The 13,600-nt window shown below is 72.2% G+C and carries 13 protein-coding genes; 9 read left to right on the top strand and 4 right to left on the bottom strand.

Annotation, left to right across the window (positions count from 1 at the left end):
* Positions 1-220 precede the first annotated feature (220 nt).
* The 8 genes from JTJ31_RS06380 to JTJ31_RS06345 all read left to right on the top strand — a co-directional run bounded on the left by JTJ31_RS06380 (position 221) and on the right by JTJ31_RS06345 (position 8,132).
* A complete protein-coding gene (locus JTJ31_RS06380) occupies positions 221-1,351 on the top strand; it encodes a type III PLP-dependent enzyme (RefSeq protein ID WP_207537766.1) in 1,131 nt (376 codons plus the stop codon).
* Positions 1,352-1,484: 133 nt separating this feature from the next.
* Positions 1,485-1,955, top strand: a complete 471-nt coding sequence (locus JTJ31_RS06375; protein WP_207537765.1) for an Lrp/AsnC family transcriptional regulator — start codon at positions 1,485-1,487, stop codon at positions 1,953-1,955.
* 42 nt (positions 1,956-1,997) lie between these two features.
* Positions 1,998-3,398, top strand: coding sequence for a DNA repair protein RadA (gene radA / locus JTJ31_RS06370; protein WP_207537764.1), 1,401 nt, complete (start codon positions 1,998-2,000; stop codon positions 3,396-3,398).
* Positions 3,399-3,464: 66 nt separating this feature from the next.
* Positions 3,465-4,025 (top strand): CvpA family protein, encoded by a 561-nt coding sequence (locus JTJ31_RS06365; RefSeq protein WP_207537763.1) that lies wholly within the window; start codon positions 3,465-3,467, stop codon positions 4,023-4,025.
* Between the two features lie 14 nt (positions 4,026-4,039).
* Positions 4,040-5,491, top strand: coding sequence for an amidophosphoribosyltransferase (purF, locus tag JTJ31_RS06360; protein WP_207537762.1), 1,452 nt, complete (start codon positions 4,040-4,042; stop codon positions 5,489-5,491).
* 157 nt (positions 5,492-5,648) lie between these two features.
* Positions 5,649-6,350 carry an SDR family NAD(P)-dependent oxidoreductase gene (locus tag JTJ31_RS06355; RefSeq protein ID WP_207537761.1) on the top strand — a complete coding sequence of 234 codons (702 nt, stop codon included), beginning with the start codon at positions 5,649-5,651 and terminating at the stop codon, positions 6,348-6,350.
* Between the two features lie 41 nt (positions 6,351-6,391).
* Positions 6,392-7,168 carry a 23S rRNA (adenine(2030)-N(6))-methyltransferase RlmJ gene (locus JTJ31_RS06350; protein WP_328805684.1) on the top strand — a complete coding sequence of 259 codons (777 nt, stop codon included), beginning with the start codon at positions 6,392-6,394 and terminating at the stop codon, positions 7,166-7,168.
* The gene (locus JTJ31_RS06345; protein ID WP_207537759.1) at positions 7,161-8,132 is read left to right on the top strand and encodes an NAD(P)H-dependent glycerol-3-phosphate dehydrogenase; all 972 of its coding nucleotides are present in this window, start codon (positions 7,161-7,163) and stop codon (positions 8,130-8,132) included. Before JTJ31_RS06350 ends, JTJ31_RS06345 begins: the two co-directional genes overlap by 8 nt.
* A gap of 85 nt (positions 8,133-8,217) precedes the next feature.
* On the opposite strand, the gene JTJ31_RS06340 is transcribed toward JTJ31_RS06345, so the two are convergent.
* From JTJ31_RS06340 to hemC, 4 genes are read right to left on the bottom strand one after another with little or no spacing between them, the layout of a single operon-like run.
* Entirely contained in the window at positions 8,218-9,543 is a 1,326-nt protein-coding gene (locus tag JTJ31_RS06340; RefSeq protein ID WP_236019908.1) for a heme biosynthesis HemY N-terminal domain-containing protein, read from the bottom strand.
* On the bottom strand, positions 9,500-10,834 hold the full coding sequence (locus JTJ31_RS06335; protein WP_207537758.1) for a hypothetical protein: 1,335 nt from the start codon (positions 10,832-10,834) through the stop codon (positions 9,500-9,502). The genes JTJ31_RS06340 and JTJ31_RS06335 overlap by 44 nt, the downstream gene beginning before the upstream one ends.
* Positions 10,831-11,508: a uroporphyrinogen-III synthase gene (locus JTJ31_RS06330; RefSeq protein ID WP_207537757.1), complete on the bottom strand. Its 678-nt coding sequence runs from the start codon at positions 11,506-11,508 to the stop codon at positions 10,831-10,833. Before JTJ31_RS06330 ends, JTJ31_RS06335 begins: the two co-directional genes overlap by 4 nt.
* 19 nt (positions 11,509-11,527) lie before the next feature.
* A complete protein-coding gene (gene hemC, locus JTJ31_RS06325; protein WP_207537756.1) occupies positions 11,528-12,511 on the bottom strand; it encodes a hydroxymethylbilane synthase in 984 nt (327 codons plus the stop codon).
* 23 nt (positions 12,512-12,534) lie between these two features.
* On the opposite strand from hemC, the gene tsaD reads away from it, so the two are divergent.
* Positions 12,535-13,575: a tRNA (adenosine(37)-N6)-threonylcarbamoyltransferase complex transferase subunit TsaD gene (tsaD, locus tag JTJ31_RS06320; protein ID WP_207537755.1), complete on the top strand. Its 1,041-nt coding sequence runs from the start codon at positions 12,535-12,537 to the stop codon at positions 13,573-13,575.
* The last annotated feature ends 25 nt before the right edge of the window (positions 13,576-13,600 follow it).

The following is a 13,600-nucleotide window of genomic DNA, read 5'->3' as shown; positions in this document are numbered from 1 at the left end:
TACGCACGTGCCTCTAGGCCCCAGGCCCACGGAGCGGAGCCCCGAGTAAGGCTCGCCACCGCGGCGCAAGGTTTACGCAACGACGTCAAGCGTTCTGGCACCCCGCGGGTCGCAAGCCCCGCGGTTTTCTTCTGGTCGCTGGTTCGTTCGACCGTTTCGTCAATCTGGGGCCGCCCCGCGGAAGGGGAGGGTTCCACACATGCTGGTGGAGGATGGTGCGATGACCCCCAAGGTCGCTCGCTATCTGGCGGAGATGGAGCCTGCGACGCCGTGCCTCGTCATGGACGTGGACCGCGTGGAGCAGAACTATGCCCGGCTGAAGGCCGCGCTGCCGCTCGCCCGCATCTATTATGCCGTGAAGGCCAACCCGGCCGCGCCGATCCTGGAGCGTCTGGTCGGTCTCGGCTCCTTCTTCGATGCCGCCTCCTTCCAGGAGGTGGAGATGTGCCTCGATGCCGGCGCGACCGGTGATCGCGTCTCCTACGGCAACACGATCAAGAAGGAGCGGGACATCGCGGCGGCCTATGCGCGCGGCGTGCGGATGTTCGCCTTCGACAGCGAGGCGGAGTTGCTGAAGCTCGCCCGTTCCGCCCCTGGCGCGCGCGTCTATTGCCGCATCCTGGTCGGCAATGACGGCGCCGAGTGGCCGCTGTCGCGCAAGTTCGGTTGCGAGGTCGAGATGGCGCGCAAGCTGATGGTGCAGGCCGGCGAGCTCGGCCTCGACCCCTTCGGCCTGAGCTTCCATGTCGGCTCCCAGCAGGTGAAGACCGCGGCCTATGAAGCGGCCATCGCCAAGGTCGCCATGCTGTTCACCGACCTCGCCGAGGCGGGGGTGAAGGTGCGCATGGTGAATCTCGGTGGCGGCTACCCCGTTCGGTACAAGAGCGAGGTGCCGGAGATCGGCGCCTTCGGCGACGCCATCATGGGCGCGATGACGAAACACTTCGGCAATGCCCTGCCGGAGATCGTGATCGAGCCCGGCCGCTTTCTGGTGGCCGATGCGGGCGTGGTCCAGAGCGAGGTCGTGCTCGTGTCCCGCAAGGGCGAGGACGATCCGGTGCGCTGGGTCTATCTCGATATCGGGCGCTTCGGCGGGCTGGCGGAGACGGAGGGCGAGGCCATCAAGTATGGCATCCGCACCCCGCATGACGGCACGGAGGAAGGGCCGGTGACCATCGCCGGGCCAACCTGCGACAGCACGGATACGCTCTACGAGAAGAGCAACTACCGTCTGCCGATGGCGCTGCGCGATGGGGACAAGGTGGAGCTGCTGGCCACCGGGGCCTACGTCACCACCTATGCCAGCCAGAAGTTCAACGGCTTCGCGCCGCTGAACGAGATCTACATCTGACATTCCCGGGCGGAGTTTCTCCGCCCGGCTTCCCGCCGCGATGGGACGGTGCCGCGCTTGCCCTTTGCGCGGCAGACCGCCTGTCGCGGCGGTTTTCCTTTTCCGCCCCTCCCAATCCGGATAAGCTTCGGCCATGGACGAGATTGACCGGAAGATATTGCTCGCGGTGCAGGCGGACGGCGCAGCCGGCCTCGCCGAGATCGCCAAGATCGCCGGGCTTTCCGTGTCTGCCACGGCCGAGCGGCAGAAGCGGCTGGAAGAGCGCAAGCTGATCCGCGGCTGGCATGCCGAGTTGGACCCGGCCCTGGTCGGCGTGCCGCTCCTCGCCTTCCTGCGCCTCGACATGCGGCCCGGCAAGGAGGACAGCGCCTTCCGCCGCCTCGTGCGCAAGCAGGAGGCTGTGCTGGAGTGCCACCAGCTGACCGGCGAATGGTCCTACCTCCTGAAGCTGCGCGTTCCCGACATCGGCGCGCTGGACGAGCTGATCACGGAGGAGATCCGCCCCCTGCCGGGGCTGGAGCGCCTGTCGGTGGAGATCGCCCTGGCTTCCGTGAAGGAAACCGGCCTCCTCCCCATCCCGCCCGTGCCGGAGGAGGACGAGTAGCGCCGCCTTGAAGCGGGGTCTCGTTCTCTCTATGTTCTAATCATGGCCAAGGATCGCGCGCGCTATGTCTGCCAATCCTGCGGGGCGGCGCATCCGAAGTGGCAGGGGCGCTGCGATGCCTGCGGCGAGTGGAACACCTTGTCGGAGGAGGTGGTCCAGTCCGGGCCTGGCCCTGCTGGCAAGGGACCGCGCGGCAAGGGGCTCGATTTCGTCGGGCTGAAGGGGCAGGGCGCCCCGCCGCCGCGTCACGTCACCGGCCTTGCCGAACTCGACCGCGTGCTGGGTGGCGGCTTCGTCCCCGCCTCCGCCGTGCTGGTCGGCGGCGACCCAGGCATCGGCAAGAGCACCATCCTGCTGCAGGCGGCGGCCCGCATGGCCACGGGCGGCAAGCGCGTCCTCTACATCTCGGGCGAGGAGGCAGTGGAGCAGGTGCGGCTGCGCGCCCGTCGCCTGGGCCTCGCCGAGGCACCACTGGCGCTGGCCAATGCCACGGCGCTGCGCGACATCACCGCCAGCCTGGAAAGCGAGCGCGAGGCGGCGCTGGTCGTCATCGACTCCATCCAGACCATGTGGCTCGACACGCTGGACTCCGCACCCGGCACCGTCGCCCAGGTGCGCGCCTGCGCGGCGGAGCTGATTCGCACCGCCAAGGCGCGCGGCTTCGCCCTGGTGCTGGTGGGGCACGTGACCAAGGAAGGCACGCTGGCCGGGCCGCGCGTGCTGGAGCACATGGTGGATGCGACGCTCTACTTCGAAGGCGATCGTGGCCACCAGTTCCGCATCCTGCGCGCGGTGAAGAACCGCTTCGGCGCGACGGACGAGATCGGCGTCTTCGAGATGACGGAAGGCGGGCTGGTTGAGGTTGCCAACCCCTCGGCGCTGTTCCTGGCCGAGCGGCGCGGCAACATCTCTGGCTCCGCCGTCTTTGCCGGGCTGGAAGGCACGCGTCCCGTGCTGGTTGAGGTGCAGGCGCTGCTCTCGCCCTCGGCCGGCGGTTCCCCCCGGCGGCAGGTGGTGGGCTGGGATGGCGGGCGTCTGGCCATGCTGCTGGCGGTGCTGGAGGCACGCTGCGGCCTGACCTTCGCCCAGGCTGATGTCTACCTGAACATCGCCGGCGGGCTGCGCATCAACGAACCGGCGGCGGATCTCGCCGTGGCGGCGGCGCTGGTCTCCGCCATGACCGATCGGCCCACTGAGGCGGATGCGGTGTATTTCGGCGAGGTCGGGCTGTCAGGCGAGGTGCGGCAGGTGGCCCAGGCGGAGTCGCGCCTGCGCGAGGCCCGCAAGCTGGGCTTCGGCGCCGCTGTGCTGCCGCGCCGGCTGGCACGCGGTCAGAAACCCCCCGCCCCGGTGGAAGGGCTGCGTCTGGATGAGATTGGCCACCTTGCCGACCTCGTGGCGCCCTTCGCGGCGCAGACCGTGAAGCGCAAGGAGCGGGCGTAGCTTTAACCCCCGCCCATCCTCGCCTAAACCCTCCCTCATGAACCCCCCTCGACATGGAGCGCCGCGATGACCTGGGTGGACGGCGTCCTCCTGCTGGTGATGGTGCTGTCCGCCATCCTGGCCTTCATGCGCGGCTTCATCCGCGAGGTGTTGGGCATCGGCGCCTGGATCGGCGCGGCCTTCGCCGGCTTCGCCTTCCGCGGCGCGGTGCGGCCCTTCATGGACCAGCTGGTGGAGGTGGACTGGATCGCCGACGGGCTTTCGGTGGCCGCGGTCTTCCTGGTCGTGCTGATCGTCCTCAAGCTCGTCATCCACGTCATTGCCGGCAAGGTGCAGGGTTCGGCGCTGGGCGGGGTGGATCGTTCGTTGGGGGCGCTGTTCGGGCTGGCACGGGGCGTCGCCATCGCCATATTGGCTTATGTCCTGGCCGGATTGCTCGAACCCGATACGGGGGAGTGGCCCGAACCGGTGCGCGAAGCCAGGACGCTGCCGCATATCGCGGATGGCGCGCGTTGGGTTGTGGGGTTGCTCCCGCCGGAGTATCGCCCCCGCATTGCCGCCCCACCGGAACGCCGCGTGCCCACGCAGGAAGACCTGCTGCGCCCGCCCGCCCGGAACCGAACGTAAAGGGCTAGGTCGCCATGTCTCTTCCGTTGTCCGACGACGACAAGTTCCACGAGGAGTGCGGCGTCCTCGGCGTATGGAACGCCAAGGACGCGGCGGCCCTGGTCGCGCTCGGCCTCCATGCCCTGCAGCACCGGGGCCAGGAGGCGTCGGGCATCGTCGCCATGGGAGAGGGCGGGCAGTTCCGCACCCACAAGGGGCTGGGCCTCGTCGGCGACATCTTCGGCGATGCCAAGGTGATGGCCGGTCTGCCCGGACGTGCCGCGGTGGGCCACAACCGCTACGCCACCACGGGCGAGACGGCGATCCGCAACGTCCAGCCGCTCTTCGCCGATTTCGAGTTCGGCGGCTTCGCCGTCGCCCATAACGGCAACCTCACCAACGCCGCGCAGCTTCGCCGCGCCCTGGTGCGCCGCGGCTGCCTGTTCCAGAGCTCGACGGATAGCGAGGTCTTTGTCCACCTTATCGCCATCAGCCTCTATTCGACGGTGCTGGACCGGCTGATCGACGCGCTGAAGCAGGTCCAGGGCGCCTATTCCCTTGTCGCCCTGCACAATGGCGCGCTGATCGGTGCGCGCGACCCGCTGGGGGTGCGGCCGCTCGTGCTCGGCCGCGTCCATGATGGCTGGGTGCTGGCCTCGGAGACCTGCGCCCTCGACATCGTCGGCGCGGATTTCGTGCGCGACGTGGAGCCGGGCGAGATCGTCGTGATCGACGACAACGGCGTGCAGAGCGTGAAGCCCTTCACCGCTGCACCCGAGCGTTTCTGCATCTTCGAATACATCTACTTCGCCCGGCCGGACTCCGTGGTCGAGGGCACGCCGGTCTACGACACGCGCAAGCGCATCGGCGCGGAGCTGGCGCGGGAAAGCCACGTTGCCGCCGACCTCGTCGTGCCGGTGCCCGATTCCGGCGTCCCGGCCGCGATGGGCTACGCGACGGAGGCGGGAATCCCCTTCGAGCTGGGCATCATCCGCAACCACTACGTGGGCCGCACCTTCATCGAGCCGACGGACCAGATCCGCCACCTCGGCGTGAAGCTGAAGCACAGCGCCAACCGTGCGGCGCTCGAAGGCAAGCGCGTCATCCTGGTGGACGATTCCATCGTGCGCGGCACCACCTCCAAGAAGATCGTCGAGATGGTGCGCCAGGCCGGCGCGGCGGAGGTGCACATGCGCATCTCCTCGCCGCCCACGACGCATTCCTGCTACTACGGCATCGACACGCCGGACCGCGCGCACCTGCTCGCCGCGCAGAACGACGTGGAGGCGATGGCGAAGCTGATCGGCGTGGACAGCCTCGCCTTCATCTCGCTGGACGGGCTGTACCGGGCGCTGGGCCGACCGGGGCGCAACGCCGCCAATCCCGGCTATTGCGACGCCTGCTTCACCGGCGACTACGCCATTCCTCTCACAGACTGGCCTACGAATGAGGAGCAAAGGGCCAAGCAGCTCCAGGTGAATTTGTGATTTTGCGCCCTCAGACGCCGGGCGCGGCCTCCGACCGCTTGGCTTCGCGCCGCTGCGGGTGTGCTGACCGGCAGGTTCGTCTTGGCGCGGCTCGCGCTTCGCGCGGCTCGGCTCGCGATGCGAGCCGCTTCCCCTCCCATTCCACTTGGAGCCCTGCATGACCCTCGCCGGGCAGGTCGCGCTCGTCACCGGGGCGTCGCGCGGGATTGGGCGGGCCACGGCGCTGGCACTTGCGAAGCGCGGCGCGCATGTCGTCGCCACCGCCCGCTCCCAGGGTGGGCTGGAGGAGCTGGACGATGCCATCCGTGCTGCCACCGGCCAGGGCGCGACGCTGCTGCCGCTCGACCTCGTGAAGGAAGCAGAGCAGCTCGACGCGCTCGGCCCCACGCTGCTGCAGCGCTTCGGGCGGCTGGACCTCCTGGTCCACGCGGCGGGGCTGCTGGCCAAGCTGACGCCTGTCGCGCATATCATGCCGCGCGACTGGAATGAGAGCCTCGCGGTCAATCTCTCCGCCTGCTGGCGGCTGATCCGCACCGCTGACCCGCTGCTGCGCGCTGCCCCCGCCGGTCGCGCCCTGATGCTGACGGATCGCCGCACCGAGGAACCGGAGGCCTATTGGGGCCTCTACGGCGCTGCCAAGGCGGGGCAGCACCACCTCGTCCTCGCCTGGGCGCGCGAGGTGGCGAGCACCCCCCTGCGCGTCGCCCTGGCCGACCCCGGCCCGACCGCCACCAACCTCCGTCAGGTGGCAATGCCAGGGGAGGACCCGAAGTCGCTGCGCCAGTCGGAGCAGGTCGGCGAGTGGCTGGCCGCGCAGATGGAGGCCGGCTTCGGCAACGGCGCCGTCCTGCGGGCTTGAACTACCGCCACGCCTTTCACGCGGGAAATTTCGCCGACTGCATGAAGCACGCGCTGCTTCATGCCCTCCTCCTCGCGCTGCGGCGAAAGGCCGCGCCCTTTCACGTCCTCGACACCCATGCCGGCATCGGCCGTTACGACCTCCGATCCTCCGAGGCGGAGCGGACCGGCGAATGGCGCGCCGGCATCGGCAAGCTGCTCGGCATCACGGAGGGACCGCTGGCGCCGTGGCTGGACCTCGTCCGTGCAGAGGGAGGCGCCTATCCCGGCTCCCCGGCGCTCGCGGCGGCGATGCTGCGCGAGGCGGACCGCCTGACCCTCGTCGAACTGCACGAGGCGGACCATGCCACGCTGCGCGCCGCATTCCGCCGCGACAAGCGCGTTTCCGTCCACCGGCGCGACGCGGCCGAGGCGGTGCGTGCCCTGCTTCCCTTCACCGAGAAGCGCGGACTCGTCCTGCTGGACCCGCCTTTCGAGCAGCCGGGCGAGTACGAGCGTCTCGTCGCCGCCATGGTCGAGGCGTGGCGCCGCGCGAGAGGGCTGATCCAGGCCGCTTGGTATCCGATCAAGGGCCGCGCCCCCGCGCGTGCCTTCCACGCGGCGCTGCGCGACAGCGGCATCCGCGACGTCGTCGCCGCCGAGCTTCACCTGCGCGAGCCGACCGATGCGGCGCGGCTGAACGGGAGCGGCCTCATTATCGTCAATCCGCCCTTTGGCTTCGAGGGAGAGGCGCGCGACATCCTCGCCGCGCTGCACGCCGCCCTCGCCACCGGGGAGGCGGGCGGCGGCTGGTCGCTGGAGCGGATCGCGGATGAGTAGCCTCGCCATACTCGGCGCGGGGGCCTGGGGCACGGCCCTCGCCATCCACGCGGCGCGGCAGGGCCGGAATGTCACGCTCTGGGCGCGCGATCCGCGCCACGCGGCCGAGATGGCGGAGGCGCGCGAGAATCGGCGCCGCCTGCCGGGTCACGCATTCCCGGCCTCGCTGCGCGTGACGGCGGAGTGGCCGGAAGGAGCATCGCTGGCGGTAGTGGGCGTGCCGATGCAGCCCTTGCGTGCCACCCTCGCTACCTGGCCGGAGCAGCTGCCGCCGCTCGTCCTGCTGTGCAAGGGGCTGGAGGGTGGCAGCCACCGCCTGCCGCTGGAGGTGCTGGAGGAAGCAAGGCCCGGCCACCCGGCTGCCATCCTGTCCGGGCCGAATTTCGCGCATGAGGTCGCGGCCGGGCTGCCCGCCGCCAGCGTCGTCGCCAGCCGCGACCTCCCCCTGGCGCGGGCGGCGCAGGCGCTGCTCTCCGGCGGCCGGCTCCGCCTTTACCTGAGCCAGGACCCGGTCGGCGTGCAGCTGGGCGGTGCGGCGAAGAACGTGCTGGCCATCGCGGCGGGCGTCGCTATGGGGGCCGGCCTCGGCGAGAATGCGCGCGCCGCCCTGGTCACGCGCGGCCTCGCGGAATTGTCGCGCCTGGTCGTGGCCTTCGGAGGGGAGGCCGCGACGGCGGCGGGGCTGTCCGGCCTGGGCGACCTGCTGCTGACGGCGACCGGCGAGAGCAGCCGCAACACCTCGCTCGGCCTCGCACTCGGGCGCGGCGCCACGCTCGACGAGGTGCTCAAGGGACGCTCTTCCGTGACGGAGGGGGTGGCGACGGCGCCCGCCCTGCTGGCCCGCGCGGCCACGGTCGGGGTGGAGCTGCCGGTCTGCGCCACCGTGGCGGCGCTGCTGGAAGGGCGTCTGGACGTGCAGGGTGCGCTCCGGGCTTTGATGGAGCGGCCGGTCGGGGAGGAATAGACTTCCTCGACGAAAGATGCGCGCCAGCAAAAAAGGGGCTGACCACTCGCCAGCCCCTTGCGCGGATATCCGAAGGCCAACGGTCTCAACCAGCTCGCGCCTCGTTCGGCCGCAGCGCCTCGCCCGACCAGCCGATCTCGCCCGCCGTGTCGCAGGCTTGGCACAGCGGTTTCCATCGATTGTGCTCGGCGCCGCAGCGGCGGCAGCGCCAAGTGGGTGCGGCCGGGGCATCAGCGGCGAGGCGCAGCAGTTCCGGCTCCTTCTCCCGCGCTGCCTCGTCGCCCAGATCGGCGCGCTCCACCTGCACCATCAGGTCGTAGCAGCGGCGATCGGCGGCGCCCGTCTCCATCCAGGCCTGGAGGTCCTGGCGGGCGCGGCCGGTCAGTCCGGCCTGCAGGGCCACCTGGGCGCGTAGCAGGCGGCTTTCCGGATGGCTTGCCGTGTCGCGAGTCAGCTCGTCCACCAGCTTGATGCGCGTCGTGGGGTCCGGCTCCTCTGCAACGTAGGCGGCGCCGATGTCGGGGTGCGGCGCGGCCGCCCAGCCTTCGCGCAGCACGGCGCGGCCGCGTCGCGGGCTGCCCGTATCCACCAGCCGCCGCGCATGCGCCACCACGGCCGGCGAGAAGGAAGGGTCGGCCATGAAGGCCTGGCGTTCCAGTTCCGCCGCCTTGAGCGGGTCCTCCGCTTGCGCGGCGGCGGCCAGCGAAAGGGCGGCGCGCGGCGCCTCCGGGCCAGACAAGGCCAGGGCTTCGCCCCAGTCGCGCTCGCGCAACGCCGCGGCGGCGCGGGCGCTCTTGAGCCATTCGGCGTTCGGCTCGGCCTTATGGGCCTCGGCGGCGATGCGGCGAGCCTCTGCCCAGTCGCCGCGCGCCTCCGCCTGGCGAAGCAGGCCGCGCAGCCCGAGGAAGCGCGAATCCTCGCGCTCGGCCAGCTTCTCGAAGGCGTCCGTCGCGGCCTCCTCATCGCCGCGCGCCCGCGCCGCCTCGGCGGATAGCAGCAGGAGGTGCGGCGTATCCCCGGCCAGGGTGCGGGCGCGGTCCACCTCGATCCGCGCCTGCTCGGCCCGGCCGGCGGCCAGGGCAACCAAGGCGCGGGTGAGGGAGCGATCCGCCTCGGCCCGGTTGCGCGCCTCGCGCTTCAGGCGGCGGCGCGCCGGCCAGCCCCGCAGCCAGGAAACGATGCGCAGGAAGCCATGCACCGTGCCGAAAAGCAGGATCAGCGCGACGATGGCGGCAGGCAGGGAGATGCCAATGAACCACTCGCCCACCCGCACATCCACCGTCCCGCCCAGCCCGGCGAGCCAGAGGATGGCGGCGACGACGAGGCCGACGACGAGAAGGGTCTTGATCGCGATGCGCACGGCGGGATCAGCCCTGGCCCAGTCGGCGCAGCGTGGCGCGGGCGGAGGCAACGGCCTGTGCCTCCTCCATCCAGGGGCGCATTGCGTTGCGTGTCGCCTCCGGCAGGCCGCGCAGATGGTCGAGGGCCGCTTCCAGCTCCCCGGCTTCCAGGGCGCGGCGGGCGCGCTCGATCACCGCCTCGGCGGCATCGCCCACCACCACCTCCTCGCCACGCCGGATGGTCAGCATGGTGCCCAGGCGGGTGAGGGTGTCGGCCGGCGGCGCAGCGTTGCGCGCGTTGCGGACCGCCTCCTCGAAGGAGGCGCGAAGCTGCGCCTCGGTGGGCGGGGCACGGTCGGCGAAGCGGGCCAGTTCCGGCGGCGCCTCCCCGCCAAGCCGCGACAGGGCCGGGCGCAGCGGGCGGCCCGAGGCCATTTCGGCCCGCAGCGCTTCCACCGCCGCGGCGCGGGCGCCGCTCTGCTCGGCCCGGGTCAGGCGCTCCTGCAGGGCGCCGAGGATGCGGGCCGATTCGGCCTGGGCATTGCGGACGGCGGCGGAGAACTCCTCGGCCCGGCGCGCAGCCTCGGCCACCGCCTCCTCCTGGCGGCGGCGGAATTCGGCCGCCGCCTGCTCCGCAGCCTGACGGGCCTGGGCGACTGCCTGCTCGGTGGCGCGGCGCCCTTCCTCGGCCCGGCGGGCGGTCTCTGCGGTCAGGGCCTGGATCCGGGCCTCCGACTCGCGCCGCGCCGCTTCCAGCGCGTTCGTCGATTCGCGCCGTGCCGTGTCGATCGCCTCGCGCAGCGCGGCCTCGCGCCGCGCCGCCGCCTGCTCCAGCGCCGCGACGGCGGGGGGAAGCTGGGCGGTGACCGCCGCCAGAGCCTGCTCCTGCGCGGCGAGGCGGCGCTCGGCCTCCCTCAGCGCCGCGCCGATGCCGGCCTCGATCTGGTTGAAGCGCGTGTCCACGGCCTGGCCCGCCTCGCGCAGGACGGCGCCGGTGGCGGCGCGAAGCTCCGCGATGGCGCGCTGGGTTTCGCCGTCCTGGCGGCTCAGCTCGGTGACGCGCGATGCTAGGCCGGGGTCCCCGACCGGGCGGGCAGCGAGCTCCTCCAGCCGGCGCTCCAGCGCCGCCAGCCGCTCCGTCACCGGGTCTGGCGTGGGGATCGCGGCGACGGGCGCGGGCTCGCCCGGAACGGCCGGGGTGGCGGGCGCGCCGGCGACCGGGGCAGGCTGCCCGGCCTCGCGCGGTTCCAGCCCGCCGCGTGCGGCGATCAACCAGACCGCCGCGCCGATCAGCACCGCGGCGGCGAAGCCGAGCGCAATCCAGGCAGGGTCGAAAGGCAGGTTCTTGCGGGGGGCGTTCATGGCCTGCGCAGCAGCTCCAGCATCGGGTCCTGATGGGGACGGGGGGCGACCAGCACCTCCCGCCAGGGCAAGGGTGACAACACGGCAGCCACGCGCGGGCTGATGGCGATGGCAGAAATTCCTGCCACCCGCGAGGCGAGGCCGGCCCCCTCCAGCAGCCGGAGGATACACGAGGCAGAGCGGGGAGAGAAGAACAGCGCCTGCCCCACCCGCCCCGAGGTCAGCGCCGCGCGTGCCTCCTCCGGCAGGGCGTCGGCATCGCCCGCGGCATAGACGGCGCGGCGGATCACCCGGAACCCGGCCCCGCGCAGGGCGGCGAGGAGGTCGCGCCCATAGCCCCGCCCGGAAGCGAGCAGCAGCGGCCCCGCCGCGGGGTCCAGCGTGGCGGCGACCGCGGCGGCGAGGGAGGCGGCATCGCCATCGGCGGCCCGGACCTGCCGGAAGCCCCGGCGCCGCGCCTCCTCCGCCGTCGCCTCGCCTACCGCCCAGATCGGAGTGTCCGAGAGGGGGAGGGCGCGGGCGGAGGCGCGCGAGGGCAGCAGCACCGCTTGGACGGGCGGGAAGGGCGCGACGGGCAGGGAGCGCAGTACCAGCGCCGGGGCCAGGACCGGCTCCAGCCCCAGGGCGAAGACGCGCCGTGCCGTCTCGGCCGCGCCCGGCTCCGGGCGCGTCACGAGCACGGCACCGGCAGAGCTAGCCAAAGATGTCGGCGGGGCTGTCGGCGCGGAGTTCCTCGCCCAGCTCGCGGCCGATGAGCGCGGCGTCGGCCGCCGCGCCGCGCACCGAGCGCTTGAGCAGGAAGGAGCCGTCGGCACGCGCCACGAGGCCGGTGAGGTGCAGCGTCCCGTCGGGCAGGAGGCGCGCATGGCCGCCGATCGGCGTGCGGCACGACCCGTCCAGCGCGGCGAGCAGACCGCGCTCCGCCTTGCTCACCGCCGCCGCCTCGCGATCCTCGATCCCGGCAAGGAGTTCGTGGAGCTCCGTGTCCTCTTCCCGCACCGTGACGCCGACGATGCCCTGGCCGGCGGCCGGGACCATCGCCTCCGGGTCCAGCACCACCGCCGCCTTGTCCTCCAGCCCCAGGCGCCGCAGCCCGGCGAGGGCCAGGAGCGATCCGGCCACCTCGCCCGCCGCGATCTTGGCGAGGCGCGTCTGCACGTTGCCCCGGATGGTGACGCAATGGAGGTCGGGCCGCGCGGCAAGCAGCTGGGCCTGGCGGCGCAGGGAGGCGGTGCCGATCACCGCCCCGGCCGGGAAGCAGCCAAAGGGGTCGGCGGCGTCGCCGGTCTCAGAGCCTTCGGGCACCACCAGCACGTCGCGCGCATCCTCGCGCTTCAGCGTGCAGGCCAGGACGATGCCGGGCGGAAGCTCCGTTTCCAGGTCCTTCAGCGAATGGACGGCGAAATCCACCCGCCGGTCCAGCAGCGCCTCGTGGATCTCCTTCGCGAAGAGGCCCTTGCCGCCGATATCGGCCAAGCGGCGGTCCTGCACCCGGTCGCCCGTGGTGGCGATGGCGTGTTCCTCGAAGGCCTTGGCGCCGCGCAGCACCGGGCAGAAGCGGGACACGATGTCGAGGAAGTGCCGCGTCTGCCAAAGGGCGAGCGGGGACTGGCGCGTGCCCACGCGCAGGGGCAGGGGACGCACCCCCTTGTGCGGCTTGGCGGTGGCGGAGGACATGAGCGCGTCTTATAGGCAAGCGCGTGACGAACGAAAGCCGAGGCCTCGCAACGCAGCCCTTCCTGGGCGTCGAATCAAGCTGCGACGAGACGGCGGCGGCCCTGCTGGACGGCGAGGGCCGCATCCTGGCCGAGGCGGTGTTCAGCCAGACTGAGAGCCATGCCCGCTTCGGCGGCGTTGTGCCCGAGATCGCGGCCCGCGCCCATCTGGGCCGCCTGCCCCATCTGGTGCGTGGCGTGCTGCGGGAGGCGGGGGTGGAGCCGCGCGACCTCGTGGGAGTCGCGGCCACCTCGGGGCCGGGGCTGATCGGCGGGCTGGTGGTCGGCGCCACCTTCGCCAAGGGGTTGGCGCTGGGGGCAGGGATTCCTTTTCTTGGCATCAATCACCTGGAGGCGCATGCGCTGACCGCGCGCCTGCCAGGGCTCTTCCCCGAGCCGCCCGAATTTCCCTATCTGCTGCTGCTGCTTTCCGGCGGGCATTGCCAATGCGTCGCGGTGCATGGGCTGGGCCGCTACGAGCGCCTGGGCACGACGCTGGACGACGCGGTGGGCGAAGCTTTCGACAAGTCGGCCAAGCTGATGGGCCTGCCCTGGCCCGGCGGCCCCCACCTCGAACGCCTTGCCGCCGAGGGCGACCCGCACGCCGTTTCCCTGCCGCGCCCCATGCTGGGGCGGGAAGGGTGCGACTTCTCCTTTTCCGGCCTCAAGACGGCGGTGGCGCAGGCAGTCGGGCGGGGGCACCGCCATGCCGACATCGCCGCCGCCTTCCAGGCCAGCGTGGCTTCGGTGCTGGCCGACCGCGCGCGCCGCGCCCATGCCATGCTGCCCGGCGCGACGGCGCTGGTGGTGGCGGGGGGCGTCGCCGCCAACAAGGCGGTGCGCGCGGCGCTGGAGGCGGCGACACCCCTGCCGCTGCTGGCACCGCCCATACGGCTCTGCACGGATAATGCGGTGATGGTGGCCTGGGCGGGGCTGGAGCGCTGGCGCGCCGGGCAGCGCGACGCCATGGCGCTGGCGCCGCGCCCGCGCTGGCCCATGGCGGAATTGCAACCTCCCGCCGGTTGATCGGGCGGCGGGGCGGCACCACCAT

Source organism: Sabulicella rubraurantiaca (genome assembly GCF_017355885.1).
Classification (GTDB): Bacteria; Pseudomonadota; Alphaproteobacteria; order Acetobacterales; family Acetobacteraceae; genus Roseococcus; species Roseococcus rubraurantiacus.
Note: the sequence above shows the minus strand (reverse complement) of the source record. Positions and strands in the feature narration are given on the sequence as shown.

Excerpts from the sequence above, each read along its gene's own strand:
- JTJ31_RS06375 (WP_207537765.1), top strand. The coding sequence starts at position 1,485 with ATGGACGAGATTGACCGGAAGATATTGCTCGCGGTGCAGGCGGACGGC.
- radA (WP_207537764.1), top strand. The coding sequence starts at position 1,998 with ATGGCCAAGGATCGCGCGCGCTATGTCTGCCAATCCTGCGGGGCGGCG.
- JTJ31_RS06380 (WP_207537766.1), top strand. The coding sequence starts at position 221 with ATGACCCCCAAGGTCGCTCGCTATCTGGCGGAGATGGAGCCTGCGACG.
- purF (WP_207537762.1), top strand. The coding sequence starts at position 4,040 with ATGTCTCTTCCGTTGTCCGACGACGACAAGTTCCACGAGGAGTGCGGC.
- JTJ31_RS06355 (WP_207537761.1), top strand. The coding sequence starts at position 5,649 with ATGACCCTCGCCGGGCAGGTCGCGCTCGTCACCGGGGCGTCGCGCGGG.
- JTJ31_RS06345 (WP_207537759.1), top strand. The coding sequence starts at position 7,161 with ATGAGTAGCCTCGCCATACTCGGCGCGGGGGCCTGGGGCACGGCCCTC.
- JTJ31_RS06350 (WP_328805684.1), top strand. The coding sequence starts at position 6,392 with ATGAAGCACGCGCTGCTTCATGCCCTCCTCCTCGCGCTGCGGCGAAAG.
- JTJ31_RS06365 (WP_207537763.1), top strand. The coding sequence starts at position 3,465 with ATGACCTGGGTGGACGGCGTCCTCCTGCTGGTGATGGTGCTGTCCGCC.
- hemC (WP_207537756.1), bottom strand. The coding sequence starts at position 12,511 with ATGTCCTCCGCCACCGCCAAGCCGCACAAGGGGGTGCGTCCCCTGCCC.
- JTJ31_RS06335 (WP_207537758.1), bottom strand. The coding sequence starts at position 10,834 with ATGAACGCCCCCCGCAAGAACCTGCCTTTCGACCCTGCCTGGATTGCG.